Annotated in this window: 20 protein-coding genes; 8 read left to right on the top strand and 12 right to left on the bottom strand. The window is 73.6% G+C overall.

Annotated features, from left to right (window positions below; translation table 11 throughout):
- Positions 1 to 85 precede the first annotated feature (85 nt).
- The 4 genes from ACFTXQ_RS24770 to ACFTXQ_RS24755 all read left to right on the top strand — a co-directional run bounded on the left by ACFTXQ_RS24770 (position 86) and on the right by ACFTXQ_RS24755 (position 4,352).
- Positions 86 to 1,456: an exo-beta-N-acetylmuramidase NamZ domain-containing protein gene (locus tag ACFTXQ_RS24770; RefSeq protein ID WP_382644269.1), complete on the top strand. Its 1,371-nt coding sequence runs from the start codon at positions 86 to 88 to the stop codon at positions 1,454 to 1,456.
- Positions 1,457 to 1,531: 75 nt separating this feature from the next.
- The gene (locus tag ACFTXQ_RS24765) at positions 1,532 to 2,821 is read left to right on the top strand and encodes a serine-threonine protein kinase (RefSeq protein ID WP_382644267.1); all 1,290 of its coding nucleotides are present in this window, start codon (positions 1,532 to 1,534) and stop codon (positions 2,819 to 2,821) included.
- 95 nt (positions 2,822 to 2,916) lie between these two features.
- A complete protein-coding gene (locus ACFTXQ_RS24760; protein WP_382644265.1) occupies positions 2,917 to 3,540 on the top strand; it encodes a hypothetical protein in 624 nt (207 codons plus the stop codon).
- A 104-nt stretch (positions 3,541 to 3,644) separates the two neighbouring features.
- Positions 3,645 to 4,352: a 3-keto-5-aminohexanoate cleavage protein gene (locus tag ACFTXQ_RS24755; RefSeq protein WP_382644309.1), complete on the top strand. Its 708-nt coding sequence runs from the start codon at positions 3,645 to 3,647 to the stop codon at positions 4,350 to 4,352.
- Here the strand turns inward: ACFTXQ_RS24755 and soxR are convergent.
- Positions 4,333 to 4,776 carry a redox-sensitive transcriptional activator SoxR gene (gene soxR, locus ACFTXQ_RS24750; protein ID WP_382644263.1) on the bottom strand — a complete coding sequence of 148 codons (444 nt, stop codon included), beginning with the start codon at positions 4,774 to 4,776 and terminating at the stop codon, positions 4,333 to 4,335. The genes ACFTXQ_RS24755 and soxR overlap by 20 nt on opposite strands.
- Before the next feature lie 100 nt (positions 4,777 to 4,876).
- Between soxR and ACFTXQ_RS24745 the strand changes: the two genes are divergently transcribed.
- Positions 4,877 to 5,338 (top strand): MaoC family dehydratase, encoded by a 462-nt coding sequence (locus ACFTXQ_RS24745; RefSeq protein WP_382644261.1) that lies wholly within the window; start codon positions 4,877 to 4,879, stop codon positions 5,336 to 5,338.
- Here the strand turns inward: ACFTXQ_RS24745 and ACFTXQ_RS24740 are convergent.
- From ACFTXQ_RS24740 to ACFTXQ_RS24730, 3 genes are all read right to left on the bottom strand, one after another.
- Positions 5,329 to 5,958 (bottom strand): TetR/AcrR family transcriptional regulator, encoded by a 630-nt coding sequence (locus ACFTXQ_RS24740; protein ID WP_382644260.1) that lies wholly within the window; start codon positions 5,956 to 5,958, stop codon positions 5,329 to 5,331. The two genes, ACFTXQ_RS24745 and ACFTXQ_RS24740, sit on opposite strands and share 10 nt — an antisense overlap.
- 81 nt (positions 5,959 to 6,039) lie before the next feature.
- The gene (locus tag ACFTXQ_RS24735) at positions 6,040 to 6,327 is read right to left on the bottom strand and encodes a YiaA/YiaB family inner membrane protein (RefSeq protein ID WP_382644258.1); all 288 of its coding nucleotides are present in this window, start codon (positions 6,325 to 6,327) and stop codon (positions 6,040 to 6,042) included.
- 91 nt (positions 6,328 to 6,418) lie between these two features.
- Positions 6,419 to 7,570, bottom strand: a complete 1,152-nt coding sequence (locus ACFTXQ_RS24730; protein WP_382644256.1) for an acyl-CoA dehydrogenase family protein — start codon at positions 7,568 to 7,570, stop codon at positions 6,419 to 6,421.
- Between the two features lie 78 nt (positions 7,571 to 7,648).
- On the opposite strand from ACFTXQ_RS24730, the gene ACFTXQ_RS24725 reads away from it, so the two are divergent.
- Complete coding sequence (locus tag ACFTXQ_RS24725) at positions 7,649 to 8,296, top strand: TetR/AcrR family transcriptional regulator C-terminal domain-containing protein (RefSeq protein WP_382644254.1); 648 nt, start codon at positions 7,649 to 7,651, stop codon at positions 8,294 to 8,296.
- A 118-nt stretch (positions 8,297 to 8,414) separates the two neighbouring features.
- Here ACFTXQ_RS24725 and ACFTXQ_RS24720 read toward each other — a convergent pair whose 3' ends face one another.
- The 8 genes from ACFTXQ_RS24720 to ACFTXQ_RS24685 all read right to left on the bottom strand — a co-directional run bounded on the left by ACFTXQ_RS24720 (position 8,415) and on the right by ACFTXQ_RS24685 (position 20,162).
- The gene (locus tag ACFTXQ_RS24720; RefSeq protein WP_382644252.1) at positions 8,415 to 9,494 is read right to left on the bottom strand and encodes a Zn-dependent alcohol dehydrogenase; all 1,080 of its coding nucleotides are present in this window, start codon (positions 9,492 to 9,494) and stop codon (positions 8,415 to 8,417) included.
- Between the two features lie 62 nt (positions 9,495 to 9,556).
- Entirely contained in the window at positions 9,557 to 10,969 is a 1,413-nt protein-coding gene (locus tag ACFTXQ_RS24715) for an aldehyde dehydrogenase family protein (protein ID WP_382644250.1), read from the bottom strand.
- Positions 10,970 to 11,067: 98 nt separating this feature from the next.
- The gene (locus ACFTXQ_RS24710) at positions 11,068 to 12,498 is read right to left on the bottom strand and encodes a CitMHS family transporter (RefSeq protein WP_382644248.1); all 1,431 of its coding nucleotides are present in this window, start codon (positions 12,496 to 12,498) and stop codon (positions 11,068 to 11,070) included.
- Positions 12,499 to 12,571: 73 nt separating this feature from the next.
- On the bottom strand, positions 12,572 to 14,770 hold the full coding sequence (locus tag ACFTXQ_RS24705) for a molybdopterin oxidoreductase family protein (RefSeq protein ID WP_382644246.1): 2,199 nt from the start codon (positions 14,768 to 14,770) through the stop codon (positions 12,572 to 12,574).
- A 233-nt stretch (positions 14,771 to 15,003) separates the two neighbouring features.
- On the bottom strand, positions 15,004 to 15,624 hold the full coding sequence (locus ACFTXQ_RS24700) for a TetR family transcriptional regulator (protein ID WP_382644307.1): 621 nt from the start codon (positions 15,622 to 15,624) through the stop codon (positions 15,004 to 15,006).
- Between the two features lie 35 nt (positions 15,625 to 15,659).
- A complete protein-coding gene (locus tag ACFTXQ_RS24695; protein WP_382644244.1) occupies positions 15,660 to 17,033 on the bottom strand; it encodes a hypothetical protein in 1,374 nt (457 codons plus the stop codon).
- Entirely contained in the window at positions 17,030 to 17,848 is an 819-nt protein-coding gene (locus ACFTXQ_RS24690; protein ID WP_382644305.1) for a hypothetical protein, read from the bottom strand. Before ACFTXQ_RS24690 ends, ACFTXQ_RS24695 begins: the two co-directional genes overlap by 4 nt.
- A gap of 199 nt (positions 17,849 to 18,047) precedes the next feature.
- Positions 18,048 to 20,162 carry a right-handed parallel beta-helix repeat-containing protein gene (locus tag ACFTXQ_RS24685; RefSeq protein ID WP_382644242.1) on the bottom strand — a complete coding sequence of 705 codons (2,115 nt, stop codon included), beginning with the start codon at positions 20,160 to 20,162 and terminating at the stop codon, positions 18,048 to 18,050.
- 144 nt (positions 20,163 to 20,306) lie between these two features.
- On the opposite strand from ACFTXQ_RS24685, the gene hmgA reads away from it, so the two are divergent.
- Positions 20,307 to 21,620 carry a homogentisate 1,2-dioxygenase gene (gene hmgA / locus ACFTXQ_RS24680; protein ID WP_382644240.1) on the top strand — a complete coding sequence of 438 codons (1,314 nt, stop codon included), beginning with the start codon at positions 20,307 to 20,309 and terminating at the stop codon, positions 21,618 to 21,620.
- Positions 21,621 to 21,665: 45 nt separating this feature from the next.
- On the top strand, positions 21,666 to 22,415 hold the full coding sequence (locus ACFTXQ_RS24675) for a GntR family transcriptional regulator (protein ID WP_382644238.1): 750 nt from the start codon (positions 21,666 to 21,668) through the stop codon (positions 22,413 to 22,415).
- Position 22,416 lies beyond the last annotated feature (1 nt).

Genomic DNA, 22,416 nt, shown 5'->3' with positions numbered 1-22,416 from the left:
GCCGGACGGGGGGATCGAGGGATCAGGGGCAGACTAACCAGTCGGTATGTCGGGGCGGAAGGGGTCGGGCTCCTAGCGTGGCCGGATGACGCTGTCGCGACGCGGGGTGCTGGGACTGGCGGGGGCCATGGGAGCGGTGGGGGCGGTGGGAGCCTCCGCGCCGAGCGGCGCGCCGGCCGGGCGGGCGGCCCGGGCCAGGCGGGCGGAGCAGGCGGGCGGGGCCGGGCGGGCAGGGCTGGCCGGCCAGGAGGTCCTGGCCGGCCGGGCGGACCAGGTGGACCGGGTGGGCCGGGCCGACGCGGCGGACCGGGTGCGGACCGGTTTCGAGCGGCTCGCCGCGGACGGCTACGCCGCCCTCGCCGGCCAGCGGGTCGGAGTGGTCACCAACCCCACCGGCATCACGGCCGACGCCCGCCACCTGGTCGACGTCCTGCGCGCGGACGAACGGGTGAACCTCGTCGCGGTCTTCGGCCCGGAGCACGGCTTCCGCGGAACGGCGCAGGCCGGAAACTCCGAAGGCGCCTCCCGGGACCCTGCGACCGGCCTGCCGGTGTGGGACACGTACGACAAGAGCGGGCAGCGGCTCGCGGACGTGTTCACGGCGGCCGGGATCGACACCGTCGTCTTCGACATCCAGGACGTCGGGGCCCGCTTCTACACCTACATCTGGACCCTCTACGACTGCATGCGCGCCGCCGCCCTCGCCGACAAGGCGGTGGTGGTGCTGGACCGGCCCAACCCGGTGGGCGGCCTGCGGGTGGCGGGGCCGGTGCTGGAGCGTCCGTACGCGAGCTTCGTGGGCCGGGAGCCGATCGCCCTCGCGCACGGGATGACCGCGGCCGAGCTGGCCCTGCTGTTCAACGGCGAGTTCCTGACCGACAGGCCGGTCCGGCTGCGCACGGTGGAGATGACCGGGTGGCGGCGGGAGTCCTTCTTCGACGGGACCGGCCTGCCCTGGGTGCCGCCGAGCCCCAACATGCCGACCCCGGACACGGCGCTCGCGTACGCGGGCACCTGCCTGTTCGAGGGGACGAACCTGTCCGAGGGACGCGGTACCACCACGCCCTTCCAGGTGGTGGGCGCGGAGGGCGTCGACCGCCGGTGGGCCGAGGCCGCGAACGCGCTGGGCGTGCCCGGGGTGTGGTTCCGGGAGGCGTACTTCACGCCCACCTTCTCCAAGCACGCGGGGAAGGTCTGCGGCGGGATCCGGCTGATCGTGCACGACCGGGAGGCCTTCGACCCGGTCCGGGCCGGTATCGGCCTGCTGGTGACGGCGCGGCGCTCCTGGAGCGGCTTCGCCTGGCGCGAGGACCACTGGATCGACCGGCTGACGGGCTCGGACCGGGTGCGGAAGCTGGTGGACGCGGGGGCCGGGGTGGAGGAGATCGCGGGCGACTGGGCGGCGGGCCTGGCCCGCTTCGAGGCGGTGCGCGAGGAGTACGTGCGGTACGGGTGAGCAGACCCCTAGCCGGGTGGGGGGCGCGGCGGGATGCTGGGAACACCGGAAGGGCGCGGCGTGGAGGGGGACGTCATGTCGGGTGGGGCGGGGATCGGGGTCGGGCCGTACGCGGAGCTGACCTTCGACGCGGAGGGGGACGTGGACCGGGCCACGCAGGAGGCGGTGGGCCGGATCGACGCCACGGACCTGCTGGTCTTCGCACACGGCTGGAACAGTGACCGGTCCACGGCGACCCGGCTGTACGACCGGTTCTTCGCCCCCTTCCCGGGGCTGGTGGGGCCACAGGTACGGCTGGGGTACGTGGGAGTCGTATGGCCGTCGATCCGCTTCTCGGACGAGCCGATACCGGACTTCGAGGCGCCGGGCGCGCTCGCCGAGCCGGGCTTCGGGACGGCCCTGGACCCGGGCACCCGGCAGGCTCTCGGGGAGTTCTGGCCGGGGCGGGGGGCGGAGCTGGACCGGGTGGCCGAACTGCTGGAGGAGCGGCCGGATTCGGCGGCCGCCTTCGTCGAATTCGGGGCGCTCGTACGGGAGCTGGCCGGGCTGGACGCCGTACCGGCGGCGGTCGCCCCGGCGGTGCCCGCCCTGTTCACGGAAGACGTCCTGGAGGTGTGCCGGATCCTCACCCTCGCGCTGGCGGAGGCCGGCGCCCCGCCCGGGGACGCGGACGACGCGCGGGCGCTGTCGGTCGGCGGCGGGCTGCGCGGCCTGTGGAAGGGCGCCAAGGAGCTGCTGCGGCAGGCGACGTACTACCAGATGAAGAAGCGGGCGGGGGTCGTCGGCGAACGCGGTCTCGGCCCGGTGCTGGCCGTGCTGGCGCGCAGCCGCCCGGGGCTGCGGGTCCATCTGATCGGGCACAGCTTCGGTGCGCGGGTGGTGTCCTTCTCGCTGCGCGCCGTACCGGAGGGGGCCCGGCACGTGACCTCCGTGACCCTGCTCCAGGGCGCCTTCTCCCACTACGCCTTCTGCGACCGGCTGCCGCACGACGGGGGCCGCGGCGGCGACCTCGCCGGCCTCCAGCGCAGGGTCGCCGGACCGGTGGTGGCCTGCCACTCCCCCTACGACACCTCCCTCAAGGTGTTCTATCCGCTGGCCTCCCGGATGGCGGGGGATTCGGCCGGACTGCTGGGCTTCGACGAGCGGTGGGGGGCCATCGGGCACGACGGCGTGCAGGCGGTCCCGGGTGCGCCCCGGCTGAGCCTCGACGCGGTCCTGCGCGAGGGCGTGCCGGGGAGCGGTTGCGTCAGCGTGGACGCGGGTTCGGTGGTGCGGCGGGGCGGTGCCCCCTCGGGGGCGCACAGCGACATCTGCCACGAGGAGCTGGCCCGGGTGGTGGTTGCCGCGGGGCGCATGGGGCGCTGAGTTCCGGCCACGTGCCACCCGCACGCCTCGTCCGCCCCCGCATGCGCCCGCCGAGTGCCGGGCATGTTGGGCACATCGGTGGAGGTGAAGGTGTGATGGCGGGATTCCGGAGTCTGGCCTACCAGGTGCGCGACGCACGCAACGACCGGGCCCTGCGGCGCCATTCCCTGCGCCGCTGCCTGGAGCGGTTCGCGCCGTACGGGCACCGGGCCACGTGGTGGCACCTGTGCGACCGGCACGGGATCGCGCCCGAGGACCGGGGGGCGGATCCGCTGCGGCTGGTGGCCGCGCTGGAGGAGCTGGAGGACGCGCGGGCGGTCTGGCTGGAGTACGAGCGGCAGTTCGCGGAGCGGCGCCGGCGGGAGAAGTACCACGGGCTGCGCAGGCCGGAGTGGGCGTGGGGCGGCAGCGGGGACGCGGTGGTGCGGTGCGCGGATCCGGGGGTGCGGCCGGAGGGGGCGCTGGGCGAGGTGCTGCGGCGGCTGGTGCGGGCGCTGGAGTCGGAGCCGGGGACGGCGTGCCCGGTGTGCGGGGAGCGGGAGCTGCGGTGGCCGGACGGGGCGGCGGCCGCGGCTGCGGTCGGGCCCTGGGAGGGGGCGTGGGCCTGGGACGGGCCGGTGTGCGGGGGCTGCGGGATCGTGGTGCCGAGACCGGCGCTGACCGACCTCCACGGAGCGAGACGGGCGCTGGCGGACGTGCCGGCGGCGGGGGCGGCGTGAGGGCCCCGGTGCGGGTGTCGATGCCGGTGCCGTCACCGTCGCCGGTGTCGTTGCCGGTGTCGTTGAACGGTTCGCGGGGCGCCGCCGACGGGCCGGCCGTGCCGATGTCCCCTGCGGCGCTGGCGGAATCGGCGCTGGCCGCGGTGGCCGCCGGGGCCGGGGAGGTACTGGTGCATCCGCGGACGCCGTGCGGGCGGGAGAGCCTTTCGCCGCGGGTGGTGGGGCCGGTGCTGGAGGCGATGCGGGGCGCGGGGGTCCTCGTACCGCTGTCGGTGCCGGTGAGCATCGCGGCCGAGCCCGATCCGGCGGGGCGGCCGGCGCGGGTGCGGTCCTGGACGGTGCTGCCCGACCGGGCGGCGGTGGACTTCGCGGAGCCGGGGGCCGAGGAGTTGGCGGAGGCCCTGCTGGCGCGGGGGGTCGCCGTGGACGCGGTGGTGCCGCTGGGCGGGGCGGCCGGGCACGGGCCGATGGCGCGGTTCCTGGCCTGGCCGGTGCGGGCGCCCGGGCTGGTCCGGCTGGCGGTCGAGCTCGCGGCGGCGGATCCGGCGCTGGTGGCCGGGCTGCGGGGGCTGCCGCCGGTGCCGGTGCTGCTGTACGGGCGGGAGGACGCCGCCTGGCCGGTGCTGCGGCTGGCCGCGCGGTGCGGTACGGGCGCGCGGACCGGCGTGGGGGACGTACTGCACCTGCCGGACGGGCGGCGGGCGCGGTCGAACGCGGAGCTGGTGGCGGCGGCCCGGTCCGTGCTGGACCGGGCCGGCCCGGCGGGTGCGGGCGCGGGTGCGCGGCAGGCCGCTACAGGCGGGAGCCCGTGAGCCTTTCGCCGAAGGCGTCGTCCGGGTTGGACAGCGCGCAGGTCTCCAGTGAGAGGCAGCCGCAGCCGATGCAGTCCGTCAGGTGGTCGCGCAGGCGGCCGAGCCGGGCGATCCGCTGGTCGAGCTCGGCGCGCCAGGCCTCGGAGAGGCGGGCCCAGTCCTCGTGGTTGGGGGTGCGCTCCTCGGGGAGCCGGGCGAGCGCGTCGCGGATGCTGGCGAGCGGGATGCCCACGCGCTGCGCGGCCCGCACGAAGGCCACCCGGCGCAGCGCGTCGCGGGTGTAGCGGCGCTGGTTGCCGGAGGTGCGGCGGCTGCTGATCAGGCCCTTGGACTCGTAGAAGTGGAGCGCGGACACGGCCGCGCCGCTGCGGGCGGACAGCTGGCCGACGGTGAGTTCGTGGACGTTCTCGGGAATCTGCGGCACCCGGCCGAGGGTAGTCGGAGGTCCGTTGACATACACATACGGTCCCAGCATGCTGAGCAAGCGCTTATTCGAGTGAGAGTGTGAGAGGCAGGAGCAGGGCATGGCCGAGCCGAGGGTCTTCACGTCCGCCGAGGAACTGCACGCCGGGATCGGCGAGCCGCTGGGCCCGAGCGGGTGGCTGGAGGTGGACCAGAAGCGGATCGACCTCTTCGCGGACGCCACCGGCGACCACCAGTGGATCCACGTGGACCCCGTACGGGCGGCGGACGGGCCCTTCGGCTCCACCATCGCGCACGGCTACCTGACGCTGTCGCTGCTGCCGAGCCTGGTGCCGCAGATCATGCGGGTCGAGGGCATGAAGATGGGCATCAACTACGGGACGAACAAGGTGCGTTTCCCGGCGCCGGTGCCGGTGGGCTCGCGGCTGCGCTCCACGGCCGTGATCACGGAGGTCACGGAGGCCGGTGGCGGCGTACAGGTGACGGCCACGGTCACGGTCGAGCGCGAGGGCGGCGACAAGCCGGTGTGCGTGGCGGAGTCGGTGTCCCGGTACTACTTCTGAGGGCGTGCGCCCACCATGCGCAGGACGAGGTCGGCGTAGAGCGCGCCGACCTCGTCGGGGGTGCGCCGCCCGTCCGCGTTGAACCAGCGGGCCACGTCGATGCAGAGCGAGAGCACGGCGAGGGTGGTGCCGGGCACGTCGGGGGCGTCGAACTCCCCCGCCGCGACCCCGTCGGCGAGGATGCGGCGCACGGCGGCGTCGCTCTGCCGGCGCAGTGCCACGATCTCGGAGCGGTGCTCCGGAGCGAGAGCATCGAGCTCGTACTGGACCACGCGCGCGGTGGTGTGATGTGCCGCGTGCCACCGTACGAAGGACCGTACGGCGGCGTCGAGCCGCCCGGCCGCGGTCCCCGGGCCCGAAGCGGCCGTCTCCAGGATCTCCAGGGCCTTGTCGTGGCCGATCCGGCTGATCCGGTGGAGCAGCTCTTCCTTGGTCTTGTAGTGGATGTAGAGGGCGGCCGGGCTCATGCCGGCGCGGCCCGCGATGTCGCGGGTGGTGGTGGCGTGGTAGCCGCGCTCCGCGAAGGCCTCGACGGCGGCGACGAGCAGCCGCCGCGCGGCGTCGGGGGTGACCTCGGACCACGGCTGGTAGCCGCCGGCCGTCTCCTCCGCGCTGTCCATCGTTCACTCACCCTCTTCGCCGTGTGGGAGTGACACCTTACCCGAGGGTGAGCAAGCGCTTAGCTTTCCCGGGCGGACCTGTTACTTCGGGGCGAACGGATCGTACTCCGCCATGATCTTCTCCATGCGGGCCTGGTCCACCCGGCTGACGATCTGCGTGACCTCCTGCCGGTCGCGGATCACCTTGGCGAGCGTGAAGGCCGAGGTGGTGAGGTAGAGGACCGCGATGCCGAGGAAGGCCCGCACCCAGCCGTCGACCTCCAGGTTGTAGATCCCCACGGCCACGGCGGCGATGGCGATGCCGAAGGAGGCGACGGCCTGGCCGTAGTACGCCCCCGTGCTCTGCTGCTTGACCGGTGTCTCGTTCATGGCGCCAGCATCGTGGCGTGTGGCGGGGAGCACATCCGCACGCGTACTCAGATGCCTACTCAGGAATCCCGGGAGCTCGGGGTCCGCGGGATCAGAACGCGGAAACCCCGGTGCGGGCGCGGCCGATGAGCAGTTTCTGGATCTGGCTGGTGCCCTCGTACAGGGTCATCACGCGGGCGTCGCGCAGGAGTTTCCCGGCCGGGTACTCGTCGATGTAGCCGTAGCCGCCGTGCACCTGGAGGGCGTTGCTCGCGGCGCGCACGGCGGCCTCGGAGGCGAAGAGCTTCGCGGTGGAGGACTCGGTGGCGAAGGGCTGCCCGCGGTCGATGAGGTCGGCGACCCGCCAGGTCAGCAGGCGGGCGGCGTCCACGTCCACCGAGATGTCGGCGATCAGCTCCTGGACCAGCTGGTGGTGGGCGATCGGCTTGCCGAACTGCTCGCGCTGGGAGGCGTAGGAGACGGCCGCATCCAGCGCCGCCTGGGCGATGCCGACGCAGCCGGCGGCGACCGACATGCGCCCCTTGGCCAGGGCGGACATGGCCACCGAGAACCCCTTCCCCTCCGGTCCGAGCATCGCGGACGCGGGGACGCGGACGCCGTCGAGGGCGAGTTCGGCGGTGGCCTGGCCGCGCAGGCCGAGCTTGCCGTGGACCTCGCGGCGGGTGAGGCCGGGGGTGTCGGTGGGGACGAGGAAGGCGGAGATCCCGCGGTGGCCGGGCTCGTCGTTGGTGCGGGCGAAGAGCAGGACCACGTCGGCCCAGGTGCCGTTGGTGATGAACATCTTGCTGCCGCCGATGACGTACGAGCCCCCCTCGCGCACGGCACGGGTGGTGAGGCTGCCGGCGTCGGATCCGGTGCCGGGCTCGGTCAGGCCGAAGCAGCCGAGGGCGTCCCCGGAGCACAGGCGCGGCAGCCAGGCGTGCTTCTGCTCCTCGGTCCCCCAGGCGGCGATGGTCTTGGCGACGAGGCCGAGGGAGACGGAGACGATGCCGCGCACGGCGGAGTCGCCGCGGCCGAGTTCCTCGGTGACCAGGACGTAGGCGAGGTGGTCGCCGCCCGAGCCGCCGTACTCCTCCGGGACGGTCAGCCCGAGGAAGCCGAGAGCGCCGAGCTTCTTCACGATGGCCCGGTCCACGCTCTCGGCGCGGTCCCACTCGGCGGCGTAGGGAGCGACCTCGCGCTCGGTGAACTCGCGGGCGAGCCTGCGTACGGCGGCCTGTTCCTCGCTCAGCTCCAGGTTCACCGGGCACCTCCGGGCGGTTCGTCGCGGCCGTTAACTAGCACCGGTAGTTTATGGCGGGCAGGCCCTACTATGTGGCGCATGGCCAGACCGCGCAAGCCCCTCCTCAGCAGAGCCCGCATCGTCGAGGCGGCGGGTGCGCTGGTGGACGCGGAGGGGCTGGAGGCCGTGTCGACGCGACGGCTGGCGGCCGCGCTCGGGGTCAGCGGGCCCTCGCTGTACAACCACTTCCGCACGAAGGACGAGATCCTGGAGGCGGTCGCGGACGCGGTGAGCGCCAGGGTCGACCTGTCGATGTTCGAGGCGGACACCGGAGGGGACTGGCGCGCGGCGCTGCACGCCTGGGCGCACTCGTACCGGGACGCCCTGTCCGACCATCCGAACATCGTGCCGGTGCTGGCGCGCGGTCCGGGCCGCCGCCCGGCCGGCCTGCGGCTGGCGGACGCGGTGTTCGGCGCGATGACGGCGGCGGGCTGGCCGCCGGCGCAGGCGACCCGGATCGGCGCACTGATGCGGTACTTCATCCTGGGCTCGGCGGTGGCCTCGTTCGCCCGGGGTTTCGTGGACGACGAGACGGCCTACGACCCGTCGGACTACCCCCACCTGGGCCAGGCCCACCTGCTGGCCGAGCGCCAGCGGGAGGTGGACGAGGGCGCCTTCGAAACGGGCCTGGCGGCACTGCTGGACGGCCTGGCCCTCCAGTACGAGGCCCTGAAGGAAGCGGTGTGACGCGCGGGGACGGACGCCGCCGGCATCGGTGGCCGCGCGCACGCCCGGGGTCCGGCGCGGCCGACTGAGGTCGGACGCGCCGGTGCGCGTGCGGTGAGCCCCGCGGCGGCCCGGCGGGCTAGAACACGACGAGCGAGCGGCCGCCCTTGCCCGCCAGCATCGCGTCGAAGGCGGCCGGGATGCCGTCGAGCGTGATGCGGTCGGTGACCAGGGCGCCGAGGTCGAGGCGGCCCGCGCGGACGTGTTCGGCGATGACCGGGAGGTCGCGGGCGGGGTCGCTGTTGCCGTAGACGCAGCCGGTGAGGGTGCGGGCGAAGTGGAAGATCTCCAGGGCGTGGAAGGAGACCTGCTGCTCCTTGCCGCCGATGCCCACCACCGTGGTGCGGCCCCCGCGGCGGGTGGACTCCCAGGCTCCGCGGATGGTGTCCGCCCGGCCGACGCATTCGACGGCGACGTCCGCGCCCTGCCCGCCGGTGAGGGCGCGGATCTGCTTGGCGGTGGTGTCGGAGGCGAGCACGAACTCCGTGGCCCCGGCCGCTCGCGCCAGTTCCTCCTTGGCCGGGGAGACGTCGACGGCCACGATCGGGCCCGCCTGCGCGATCCGGGCCGCCTGGAGGGCGGCCAGGCCGACGCCGCCGACACCGAAGACGGCGACGGACTCGCCGGGGCGGACCTGGGCGCTGTGGTGGACGGCGCCGTAGCCGGTGAGGACCGCGCAGCCGAGCAGGGCGGCCTCGGCGAGCGGGATGCCGGCGGGCGCGGGCAGCACGCAGTTGGCCGCGACGACGGTCTCCTCGGCGAAGGCGGCCACGTTCAGCCCCGGGTGCAGCTCGGCGCCCCGGTCGTCGTGGGCGTAGACGGCCCCGACTCCGGTGAGCGCGTTGGCGCAGAGCCAGACCTCGCCGATGGTGCAGTGGTGACACTCTCCGCAGGACGGGGCCCAGTTGAGCACCACTCCGTCGCCGGGCGCGACGTGCGTGACGCCCTCCCCGACGGCGAGGACCGTGCCCGCGCCCTCGTGGCCGAGGACGGCGGGCACGGGCACCCGCATGGTGCCGTTGGTGAGGGAGAGGTCGGAGTGGCAGACCCCGGCTGCGGCGAGCCGCACCCGGACCTGCCCCGGGCCGGGATCGGGCAGCACGATCTCCCGTATCTCCAGCGGGGCTCCGACGGCGGGCAGGATGGCGGCGCGGACCATGGTCGTGTTCTCCGTCTGGTATTCGATGGGGCGGCGGCTCAGAACTGGGGGGCTGCGGGGGCTCAGAACTGCAGGGACTTGGTCTGGAGGTACTCGGCCAGACCGTGCGTGCCCAGCTCGCGGCCGACGCCCGACTGCTTGTAACCACCGAAGGGCGCCCGCACGTTGAAGCGGCCGCCGTTGATGTCCACCTGCCCGGTGTCCATACGGCGCGCGAAGGCCACGGCCGTCTCCTCGTCCGCGGCCCAGACGGCGCCGCCCAGGCCGTAGACGGTGCCGTTGGCGATGCGCAGGGCGTGCTCCTCGTCCTCGTACGGGAGGATCGACAGCACCGGGCCGAAGATCTCCTCCTGGGCGATGGTCATGTCGGAGGTGACATCGGCGAACACGGTCGGGGCGACGAAGTAGCCGCGCTCGTGCGGCGCGTCGGGGCCACCGGCGACGAGGCGGGCGCCCTCCTCGATGCCCTTGGCGATGAAACCGCGCACGCGCTCGTGCTGCTTGGCGTTGACGACGGGGCCGATGCGGGTGGCCGAGTCGGTCGGGTCGCCCGTGGGGTACTGGGCGACGGCGGCGGCCGCGAGGGAGACGGCCTCCTCGTAGTGGTCCCGGTGGACGAGCATCCGGGTGAGCGCGTTGCAGCTCTGGCCGGTGTTGTTCATGACGTGGCCCACGCCCGCCCCGACGGCCTTGGCCAGGTCGGCCCCGGGCAGGATGACATTGGCCGATTTGCCGCCCAGCTCCAGGGCGACCCGCTTGACGGCGGCGCCGGCGGTGGCGCCGATCTGCTTGCCGACGGCGGTCGAGCCGGTGAAGGAGACGAGGTCGACTCCCTCGTGGGCGGCCAGGGCCTGCCCGGCGACCGGGCCGGTGCCGGTCACCAGGTTGAAGACTCCGGCCGGGATGCCCGCCTCGTGCACGGCTTCGGCGAAGAGCCGTGCGGTCAGCGGGGTGTCCTCGGCCGGCTTGAGGACGAGGGTGCAGCCGGCGGCGAGAGCGGGCGCCACCTTTGCAACGACCTGGTGCAGCGGATAGTTCCAGGGCGTGATGGCGCCGACCACACCGACGGGTTCCAGCAGGACGGTGGAGTTCCCGATCCGCTCCTCGAAGGCGTACGAGGCCGCGAGCTCGGCGTACGAGGAGGCCACGGCGATCGGCGATCCGACGTGGACCAGCTCCGAGAAGCCCAGCGGCGAACCGAGCTCGGCGGTGATGGTCTCGGCGATCTCGGCCTTGCGGGCGGCCAGCACGTCGCGCAGCGCGCCGATCAGGGCACCCCGCTCGGCGGGGGCGGTGGCCGCCCAGCCCGGCAGGGCGGCGCGTGCCGCGCGTACGGCGGCGTCCACGTCCTCGGCGGTGCCGGCCGGGACCGAGCCGATGACCTGCTCGTCGGCCGGGTTGACCACCTCGATCCGGTCCTGGCCGACGGCGGGCCGCCACTCCCCGCCGATGTACATCCCGTCGTGGGCCTTCATGTCATTCCTCCCGAGCACGCACGAGCGCGTAGACCTGACCTCGCCAACACCCTACAAACTAGCGTCGGTAGTTTTCCGGGCGCCAGGGGCGGCCGGGATCAGATGATGCCGAAAAGCATCCCTGCCGCGAGGACCACCAGGGAGGTGAGGGCCGCCCATTTCACGGTGAACCGGGTGTGGTCGCCGAACTCGACCTTGGCCATCCCGACGAGGACGTAGACGGCCGGAACCAGCGGGCTGGACATGTGCAGGGCCTGGCCCACCAGGGAGGCGCGGGCGATCTCCAGCGGGGAGACCCCGTGGGCGGCGCCGGCTTCGGCGAGGACGGGCAGGACGCCGAAGTAGAAGCCGTCGTTGGACATGAAATAGGTGAGCGGCAGGCTGAGCAGGCCGGTGACCAGGGCCATGTGCGGGCCCATGCCCTCGGGGATGGCTCCGACGAGCCAGTCGGCCATGTGCTTGACCATGCCGGTGCCGGCGAGGACACCGGTGAACACGGCGGCGGCGAACACCATGCCGGCGACGTTGAGGACGTTGTCGGCGTGGGCGGCGATCCGGGCCTTCTGGTCGGGCATGTGGGGGAAGTTGACGGTGAGGGCCAGGGCGGCGCCGAGCAGGAACAGCACGGGGATGGGCAGCAGCTCCATGATCATGGCGGTCAGGAGGGCGACGGTGAGCCCGGCGTTGAACCAGTAGAGGCGCGGGCGCAGGGTGGCGCGGTGGGGGTCGAGGCCCTGGAATCCGTCGCCCTCGCCGGACGGCGCGTCGGAAGCGACGGAACCGGAGGCGGCCTCCGCGGAGCCGGATCCCGAGCCGCGGGTGGAGGTCGCGGCAGCCGCACCGGCCCCGGAACCCGCGGCGACGAGGGACCGGGACTCCTCCTCCGCCTCCGCCTCCCCGCCGGGCAGGACCAGGAGCCCGACGCGGCGGCGCTCCTTGAGGCCGAGGACGTACGCGAGGACGAACACGAAGAGCAGGCCCACCGCGAGGGCCGGGATCATCGGGACGAAGATGTCGGCGGCGTCGAGCTTGAGTGCGGTGGCGGCGCGAGCCGTGGGGCCGCCCCAGGGGAGGGTGTTCATGACGCCGTTGGCGGTGGCGGCGACGCCCGTCATGACCACCAGGCTCAGGCCGAGCCGCTTGTAGAGCGGGTACATGGCCGAGACCGTGATCATGAAGGTGGTCGATCCGTCGCCGTCGAGCGAGACGATCGCGGCGAGGACGGCGGTGCCCACCACGACCCGCACGGGGTCGGCTTTGCAGAACCGCAGGATGCCGCGCACGATCGGGTCGAAGAGGCCGACGTCGATCATCACGCCGAAGTAGACGATGGCGAACATCAGCATGGCGGCGGTCGGCGCGAGCTTCCCGACGCCGTCGATGACGTAGTCGCCGAGGTGCGCGCCCTTGCCTGCGAACACGCAGAAGAGCGCGGGGATGAGGACGAGCGCCGCGATGGGCGACATTTTCTTCAGCATGATCAGGACCAGGAAGGTCGCGATCATGGCGAAGCCGAGGAAGGTCAGCATGCAGGGAACGTAGGTGTCGCCTCCTTGCGCCAACAAGACGTCTGCGCGTGAGCAATACGAGCAAAACCCCAGCTCAGGGCAGGGGTGTCAGCTCGACGGGGAACCCGTTGAGGACGGCCGTGCCGGACAGCGGATCGAGCCGGCTGCCGTCGAGGAGCTGGTTGACGTTGACGCCGGGCGAGGCGGCGGCCACCGAGAGCCGGGAGCCGGCGCGGTCGTGTCCCCAGCCGTGCGGCAGGCTCACCACACCGGTGCGCACGGTGTCGGTCACCTCTACGGGAGCCTCCAGGGCGCCGCCGTCGGCGGTGATCCTGACCCGGCCCCCGTCGGTGAGGCCCAGCCGGCCCGCGTCCTGCGGGTGGATCTGGAGGGTGCAGCGGTTGGAACCTCCGGTGAGGGCCGGGACGTTGTGCAACCAGCTGTTGTTGGACCGCAGGTGGCGGCGGCCCACGAGCACCAGGCCGGCGGGGCGGTCGGCGAGCGCCGCGCGCAGCCTGGGGAGCTCGGCCGCGATCGGGTCCGGGAGCAGCTCGATCCTGCCGCTGCGGGTCCTCAGCACGCCCGGGAGCCGGGGCCGCAGCGGGCCCAGGTCGATGCCGTGCGGGTTCTGCCGGAGGTCCTCCAGGACCAGGTCGTACGGGCCCAGGCGCAGCATCATGTCGAGCCGCCGCTCGGGGCCGGTGCGGCCCGTCAGCAGGCGGGCCTGCTCCTGCGGGTCGGCGCCGAAGAGCGGCGAGTGCGGTTCGGTGACGGCCCGGGCGAGGGTGTCGGCGATGACGCGCTCGTCGACGGCCTCCGCCGGTGCGCCGTGCAGGCCGGAGACGGCGAGGACCAGCCGCGCGTGGATCTCGCACTCGTCCATCCGCCCTTCCTCCAGGGGGATGGCGGCGGGTGAGTAACGGGCCTGGTTGCGTATGGCGAACCCGTTGAACGCGAAGTCGAAGTGGGCGCTCTGCGCGGGCGGCGGCGGAGGCAGCACGACGTGGGCGTGGCGCGAGGTCTCGTTGAGGTAGGGGTCGACGGAGACCATGAAGTCGAGGCCGGACAGCGCCCGGTCGAGCCGGTCGCCGTCGGGTGCGGACAGGACCGGGTTCGAGGCGACGGCGATCAGCGCCCGGATCCGCGTCGCGCCCGGGGTTTCGATCTCCTCCGCCAGGGCGGAGATGGGGAGTTCGCCCTTGACTTCGGGGTGGCCGCTGACGCGGCTCGACCAGCGGCCGAGGATGAAGCCCTTGCCGGGACCGGCCGGGCGGGGCGCACCGGCGGTCGCGGAGAGCGGGAAGAGAGCTCCACCTGGCCGGTCGAGGTTGCCGGTGAGGATGTTCAGTACGTCGACGAGCCAGCTGGCGAGGGTGCCGTACTCGACGGTGCAGCTGCCGATCCGCCCGTAGACGGCGGCCGTGGGGGCGGCCGCGAGCTCGCGGGCGAGGGTGCGGATGTCATCGGCGGCGAGGTCGCAGGCGGGTGCCACGGCCTCAGGAGTGAAACGCCCGAGGGCGGCGGCGAGTTCCCCGAGGCCCTCGGTGTGTTCCTCCAGTACGCCGGGGGCCGCGAGCTTCTCCTCGAGGAGGGTGTGCGCGAGGGCGGCGAGCAGCAGCGCGTCGCTGCCGGGGCGGGGTGCGAGGTGGCGGTCGGCGAGCCGGGCGGTGCGGGTGCGGCGGGGGTCGACGACGACCAGGGTCCCGCCGCGGGCGCGCAGGGCCTTGAGCCGGCCGGGGAAGTCGGGGGCGGTGCACAGGGACCCGTTGGATTCGAGGGGGTTGGCGCCCAGGAGCAGCAGGAAGTCGGTGTGGTCCAGGTCGGGAACCGGAATGGCGAAGGGGTCCCCGAAGAGCAGCCCGCTGGAGACGTGCTTGGGCATCTGGTCGAGCGTGCTGGCGGTGAAGAGGTTGCGGGTGCCGAGGGCCTTCAGGAGGAGCGGCGGGTAGAGGGCGCCGGCCATGGTGTGGGTGTTCGGGTTCCCGAGGACCACGCCGACCGCCTGGGCCCCGTACTCGCCGACGAGCGCCGGTACGGCGGCGGCGATGGCGTCGAAGGCCTCCTCCCAGGTGGCGTCCTGGAGCCGGCCGTCGCGGCGGACGAGGGGGGTGCGCAGCCGGTCGGGGTCGGCGTCGAGGGCACCGAAGGCGGCGCCCTTGGGGCAGATGAAGCCGCGGCTGAAGACGTCGTCGCGGTCCCCGCGGGCGCCGGTGACGGAGGTGCCCTCGATGGTGAGGGTGAGACCGCAGGTGGCTTCGCAGAGGGGGCAGATGCGCGGGGCAGTGCGGGGCATGGGCCCTCCAGGGGAGGCAGGCTACGGCGCGGGCACGCTCGCCCCACCGAGCATACCGACCGGTAGGCACGGAGGGGAGGGGTCTACAGCGGCCGGTCGGCGGGAGGGGGTGGGCGGGCCAGGAGCGGCAGGATTCGGCGGCCGGGCCAGGACCGGCGGAGGTCGGCGGCCGGGCCGGAGCCGGCGGGGTCCAGGAGGAGCCGGGCCGGAGCCGGTGGGGTCGGAGGCCGCGTTCAGTCCAGGACGCGGGCCAGGTAGGCGTGCATCATCGCCCGGGTCTCGGCGACGATGCCGGGATCCCCCGCCGGGTCGGCGCGGAAGGCCAGTTGGATCAGCGCGTCGGTGGCCTCGACGGAGACGAGGACCGCCCGCTCGAGGGTGGCGTCGGCGGTCAGGCCGAGGTGGGCGCAGAGCAGTTCGGTGAGGCGGGCGGCGACCAGGTGGTTGGGGTCCGCCTCCGGGCCCTCGGCGGGCGGGGCGGGCACGCCGAAGTCGACGAGCGCGAAGCCGGGGACGGTGCGCTTCATGACCAGGTACTCGTCCAGTACGGCGTCCACGACGGGCCGCCAGTGGGTCGCGGGGAGGCCGGCGAGGCGGTCCGCGATCCCGTCGGCGTAGCGGTCCAGGTTGCGGTGGGCGAGGGCGATGGCCATGGCCCGCTTGTTGCCGAAGAACCGGTAGACCGAGCCGATCGGCACTCCGGCGCGCAGGGCGACGGCGCGGGTGCTGAGGTTCTCGTATCCGGTCTCGTCGAGCAGTTCGGCGCAGGCGTCGAGGATCCGGGCGAGCCGGTCGGCGCTGCGCTGCTGGATCGGAGTACGGCGCAGGGAGTGGGCGGGGGGCACGGGGTCCATCATGCCGCTCCGGGGTTCTCGGTTCGGCGGCAGCCTCAGTTCAGCAGGAGGCCGAGTCCGCCGACGGTGTAGGTGATCATCAGCGCGAGCAACGGGAGCTGGCCGGCGACCGCCCGGGCGGGCGGGAAGAGGCGGACGGAGCGGTCGTGGGCCGCGACGACGCCGAGCACGTGGCCGGTGACGACGGCGATGACCTGGAGGGCGGCGAGAGCCCCGGGACCCAGTGGGGACAAGGGTTCCGGGGCGTTGTCAGTGCCCAGTGCCATGCTTACCGTGCGTGGTCCTTCGACTACCAGGAGGGAGAAGTAGTGGGCGATCAGATAGCCGAGTGAGATCGGCACGAGTGAGTGCGCGAAGGCGGTCAGCGGGCCGGGGTGCGGGCCGCTGACGAGGCGGGTCGCCGCGGCGCACAGGCAGTAGAGGGTGGCGACGAGGGCAATGGAACCGAGGAGTCCGAGTGTGGCCGTGGGGGTGCGGCCGAGGGGGGAGGTCTGCAGGGCGTTGATCCACGAGGGGTTGTCGGAGAAGCCGTCGTAGGCGGTGGAGCCGAGCAGGACGCAGACGGTGGCGACGAGTCCGGGCCGCTCGGGCGTCGCGTCGAGTCCGTGGAAGGGGTTACGGAGAACCAGGCGGCCGTCGCTGCGGCGGCCGAGGGGGGAGAGCCGGGCGAGGAGCGCGGAGTACGTCTCGAAGGCGTCTCCGTCGTCGAACCAGCGCTCGCCGAAGCGGGCGGCGAGCAGGAGCTGTGCGGCGGTGTAGGCGGTGAGGGCGATGAGGAGGGTGGTGGTGGATGCGGGGTCGGGAGCGGCGAGTTCGAGCCAGGTGAAGCCGAACAGTCCGGCGGCGGCGGGCCATTGGCCGAGCCGTGCGGGGAGCGGGCGGTCGGGGCCGCCGTCGGCGCCGCGCCGGGCACGGGAGAGCAGGAGGTGCAGGGTGCGGAGCGGGTTGAGCAGGCGCCAGACGGGGCCGAGGAGGAGGGAGGCGGGGACGAGTCCGACCCAGAAGAGGACGTAGACGGCGCCGGGAGCGGGGTTGTGCGCGGGGTCGTCGGGACCGAGGAGGAGGTGGAGGAGGACGGCGAGCGCGAGGGCGAGCCCGAGTCCGCGCAGGGCGGTGCGGGTGGCCGGCGCGTCGGCCACCCGCTGGAGGGCGGCGGGCAGGGCGAGCCCGGAGCGGTCGCCACGGAAGCGGGAGGTGGACCAGAGCAGTGCGAGTCCGAGGAAGGAGACGAAGAGCGCGGTGAAGGCTCCGGCGAAGGCGTAGAAGGGAGAGACGGGCAGATCGTGCTGGGACCCGATCCCGTGCGCGAGGGCGGTGAGCGGATCGGCCGGGTGAGGGACCACGCCCTGGCCTGCCGCACCACCGGCCGGAGCCTGCGGGGGCAGGGGCAGGGGCAGGGGCAGGGTCATCGGACGAGGAGCTGGGTCAGGACGAGGGCGGACTCGTGGGTCTCGACCTCGAAGAGGCCGGTGCGGTCGGCCGTCAGGATCAGGGTGGCCTCCTGGCCTGCCGGCAGGGCGAGTTCCTTGTCGTAGCCGTGGACGTGCAGGGTGTCCGCGCGGTCGCTGGTGACGCGCAGGGCAACGCGCTCGCCGCGCTTGAGCTCGGTGCGGGCGGGGGCGGGGCTGACCTTGCCGTCCCGGACGGTGATGGTGACCGTCCGGTCGGCCGGTGGGGCCTGCGCGGGCTCCGGAGTACCGGTCGGGGTCGGCGCGGGGTGGCTGTGGGACGGCTGGCCCGGTGGGCCCGCGGTCAGCGGGACCGCGGTTTCCACCGGCTTGCCGGACACCGCCCAGGCGGTGTGGTCGTCCGCGTACAGGCGGACGGTCAGGGTGTGCGTGCCCTCGGGGACCTGCGCTGCGGGCAGGTGGAACCAGGGGCCGTACAGCCGGGCCAGTTTGCGGCCGTCGAGCTCCAGGTGGGCGTGGCCCGCGCCCGGGAGGGCGGCGCCGCCGGTGCTGTCGGGGGTGAAGCGGAAGTTCTGCACGGCCAGTTGGAGGTTCCAGCCGTCCTCCGAGTCCGGGCGGGTGGTGAGCTGGACCTCCGGTGCGCCCTCGGCCGGGACCTCGCGGAGGCGGTGGCCCGTCCCGTCTTCGGTGGTGAGCAGAGTGCCCACGCTGCCGGAGGCCTGCTCGTGGCTGGTGCCGGGCTTGTGGTGGGTCGTGGCCCGCCCGCCACAGCCCGTCGCCGCTCCCCCGCCGAGCAGCAGGGCCAGCGCGAGCAGGGCCGCCGCGCGGGCACGCCGGCCGCGCCTGCCGGGCCCGCGGGGCGGGCGGGGCGGGCGGGGCGGGTTGCCGCAGGCGTCGCACCGGCTGCGGTCCTCGGTCCGGTCGCTCACGGCTGCCCTCCTGCGGTCGTCGGGCCGGTCGCTCCCGGCTGCCCTCCCGGGGTCCGCCCGTTCCGCCCGGTCGGGGTGGTGGGGGTCATGGGGTGGGCTCCGATGCGGTGAGGGAGGGGGTGGGGGTGTCCGGGGTCGGGGCGCGGTCGCCGGCCGGGTCGCCGCCCGGGCCGGCGGGGCGGGCCGGGGTGCCGGGGCGGGCCGAGGCGATGACCGCCCACAGGATCCAGATCACGGCCACCAGGGCCCGGACCCAGGCGGGGCTCAGGGGGGTCCAGGGGATCATCAGGACCGCCTTGTCGAAGGCGTCCAGCAAGGTGAGCCCGGCGAGCAGGAGGGTGAGGCGGGCCAGCCAGGGGCGGGTGGGGCGCAGGGCCAGGCCCACGCCCGTCCACCACAGGCCCAGCAGCAGGAGGGCCAGCGCCGGGACGGCGGTGGCCACCAGGCCCGTCGTGGAGCCGGCCACGTCCAGGGCCAGGCCCGCCAGGCCCAGCAGCGAGGCGACCGTGCCCAGACGGGAGCCGCGCAGGCGGCGCCACCACAGCACGCCGCCGACCAGGAGGAGGACGCCCGCCACCGCGAGGGCGATCTGGGTCTCCACCCGCTCCAGGCCCCGGGCGCCGTACCAGTCGCAGCCGGCCGGGAGCTTGCGCGCCTGGACGTTGTAGTCGGCGCAGACGAGGAGCTGGACCAGCTTCACCGGTTCGCCGACCAGACGGGCCGAGGCTCCCGAGACCTCGCCGCGGGCGCCCCCGCACCGCGGCACCGTGCCCGGGGTGGAGCCCTCGGGGCCGTCCTGCCAGCAGTTGCCGCGGCCCTGGCCGTCCCACCACACGTCCATGCCGTTGGGGCGGGCGGTGCCGGACTTGTCCTTGCCGAGCACGTTGCCGGCGTACCGGTTGTGGTGGGAGGTGTCCGCCTGCTTCGACCACGCCTCCTCGCCGCGGATGAAGGCGGGCACGGCGGACAGGAAGAAGCCCGCCCGGCGGTGCCCGTACACCCAGTTGTTCTCGTACAGGTTCCAGTTGCCGCCCGCGGTGATGATGCCGGTGCCCGGCGGCATGGAGATCTGCGGGCAGACCACGCCCCGTTCGTATCCGCGCTCGATCGGCGGCTTGGCGCAGGTGCCGTCGGCGACGTAGCCGTAGTAGTCCTGGTTGTTGTCGTGGATGAGGTTCCGCTCGAACCTGGCGTGGTTCTGCGGGAGTCCGGGGTGTCCGGGGAAGGCGCTGTCCATCGAGGCGCCGCCCATGTTCTGGTCGAACTCGTTGTCGTGCACCCATACCGAGTCGCCCGCGGTGCCGGAGTAGCCGACCATGTTGTGATGGCTGTGGCAGCCGGTGATCTCGATGGAGTAGCGGGGGACGTCGTAGCCGCGGCCGTCGTTGATGTTGGAGGCGCTGCCCGGGTAGATGCCGGAGTCGCCGTTCCCGTAGGACTCGCAGTTCTTGTAGAGCCCGTGGTCGCTGGCGAAGGTCAGGAAGCCGTACTCGTCGTTCCACCGGGTCAGAACGTCGTCGATGACGAAACCGTCGCCCGCGAGCACGTACAGCGAGTTGAAGGTGGTGCGCTGGGCGGTGAAGTTGCGGAAGTAGATGCCGTTGGACTTGTCGGCGCGCAGGGCGTTGAGCTTCTGGTACTTGGCGTCGATGACCACGTCCAGGCGGGACGCCCCGGTGCCCTCGATCTGGAGGTCCGTCTTGCCGAGGATGGCGACGAGGTTCTGGTTGTGCCGGCACTTCACCTGCTGCTCGTAGGTGAGGATCTGGTAGCCGAGTGAGGAGTTGGGGGCCTTCAGCTCCGCGCACTCCCCCGTCGGCTTCGGCAGCGAGGGCTCCTCCTCGTAGAGGCCGGGGAGGATCGCGATGTTCATTCCGGGCCGGTCGACGGCGTCGACGGCCTCCTGGAGGTGGCGGTAGCCGCTCTTCGCGCAGCGCTCGTACAGGGCGAGGTTGCGCTGCCGCAGCTCCTCCGGGAAGGCGGATATCCGGCGTTCGAAGTCCGGGCGGTCGGTCTTGCAGACGACGAGGTCGGGCTCGGCCTTGCGGTACTGGGGCACGGAGCCGGAGCCGTCCGGGAGGGCGACGGGGCGTTCCTCGTGCGCGCGGGCGGCGGGCGCGGCGGCGAAGAGGGACAGGAGGGCGAGGAGGGCGGCGAGGAGCGCCGCCGGCACGGCAGGGAACCTGCGGGTCCACGACATGCGCGTGAGAGTAGAGCAATGTTCATCTTTTCGGATCCCCTCTGCGCGAATCCGTTCCCCCGCCGACTCGATGCGCCGTTGACGCGCGGGCCGCGGAATCCTACTGTCGACCATAGGATTCCTTCGACGGAGCGGGAGCAGCACATGAGCGAGCAGGCCAGGAAGACGGCGGAGGGGCTGGAGTACCTCACCGGCTTCGGCAACGAGCACAGCTCGGAGGCCGTCCCCGGCGCGCTGCCGCACGGCCGGAACTCGCCCCAGCGCGCACCGCTCGGCCTCTACGCCGAGCAGCTCAGCGGCAGCGCGTTCACCGAGCCGCGCAGCCACAACCGCCGCTCGTGGCTGTACCGGATCCGCCCTTCGGCGGCGCACCCGCCCTTCACCCGGATCGACAACGGGGCCCTGCGCACGGCGCCCTTCACCGACGCCGCCGCGGACCCGAACCGCCTGCGCTGGAACCCGCTGCCCGACCCGGCGCCCGGCACCGACTTCCTGGCCGGCCTGTGGACCCTCGGCGGCAACGGCGACGCGGCCCAGCGCACCGGCATGGCCATCCACCTCTACGCCGCCAACACGGACATGACCGACCGGGTGTTCAGCGACTCCGACGGCGAGCTGCTGATCGTCCCCGAGCGCGGCGGCCTGCTCCTGCGCACCGAGCTCGGCATCCTCGCCGCCCGCCCGGGCGAGGTGGCCCTGATCCCCCGCGGCGTGCGCTTCCGCGTCGAGCTCCTCGAGGACGACGCCCGCGGCTACGTCTGCGAGAACTACGGCCAGCCCTTCGAGCTGCCGAACCTGGGCCCGATCGGCGCCAACGGCCTCGCCGCCGCCCGGGACTTCCGGGCCCCGGGCGCCGCGTACGAGGACGTCGAGCGCCCGACCGAGGTGGTCAACAAGTTCTGCGGCAACCTCTGGACGGCGACCTACGACCACTCCCCGCTCGACGTGGTCGCCTGGCACGGCACGCACACCCCGTACGTCTACGACCTGCGCCGTTTCAACGTCCTGGGCTCGATCAGCTACGACCACCCCGACCCGTCGATCTTCACCGTGCTGACCTCGCCCTCCGACACCCCGGGGCTCGCAGGCGTGGACTTCGTGGTCTTCGCCCCGCGCTGGCTGGTCGGCGAGGACACCTTCCGCCCGCCCTACTTCCACCGCAACGTGATGAGCGAGTACATGGGCCTGATCGAGGGCGCCTACGACGCCAAGGCCGAGGGCTTCCTCCCCGGCGGCGGCTCGCTCCACAACATGATGTCCGCGCACGGCCCCGACCGGGAGACCTTCGACAAGGCGAGCGCCGCCGAGCTGAAGCCGCAGAAGATCGACGACGGCCTGGCCTTCATGTTCGAGACCCGCTGGCCGATCACCGCCACCGCCCAGGCGGCCGGCGCGGAGCACCTCCAGCGCGGATACGACGACGTCTGGCAGGGTCTCCAGCGCCACTTCCGCGCCTAATATGCGCAGCACGCCGCCCCCGTCCAGCCGTACGGAGAACCACCCGTGACCGCCTTCGCCCCCGACTCGCTGGTGCTGAACCGGAAACTGCCGCTCTGGTACCAGGTGTCACAGTCGCTGCGCGCCTCGATACTCGGGCGCACCCCGGACGCCTCGCTGCGCCTGCCCACCGAGGAGCAGCTCGCCGAGCACTACGGGGTGAGCGTGCTGACCATGCGGCAGGCGCTCAAGGAGCTGGAGGGCGAGGGACTGATCAGCCGGCACCGGCGGCGCGGCACCTTCATCGAACCGGGTGCGCGGCGCAGCGCCCCCGTCCGGCTGCTGGGCTCGGTCGACGCGATCGTGGCCCAGCAGTCGGGTGACCGTACGACGATTCTCGGCCACGGGCGGACGGCGGTGTCCGGGGAGCTGCTGGAGCACTTCCCGGACACGCCCGAGGTGGTCACGTACCGCCGGCTGCGCCACGACCGCGAGAGCGGAGAGCCGACCAACTGGGTGGAGAACGCGGTCCTCCCGGAGTTCGCCGGGGCGGTGGAGCTGGCCGATCTCGAGCGGTGGCCGATGACGAAGGTGCTGCGGGACGTCGTGGGGGTGCGCATCAGCCGCATCACGGACACGGTGGAGGCGCGGCTGGCCGACCCGGAGACGGCCGAACTGCTCCAGGTCCCCCTGCTGAGCCCGATCCTGCACTACACCGGCGTGACCTACGACGAGGACGGCCGGGTGGTGGACGTGGCGCGCATCCGCTACCGCGGCGACCGGTTCTCCTTCACGGTGACGGTCGACGCGCACTGAC

The sequence above is a fragment of the Streptomyces sp. NPDC057010 genome, assembly GCF_042673805.1.
GTDB lineage: Bacteria > Actinomycetota > Actinomycetes > Streptomycetales > Streptomycetaceae > Streptomyces.
Note: the sequence above shows the minus strand (reverse complement) of the source record. Positions and strands in the feature narration are given on the sequence as shown.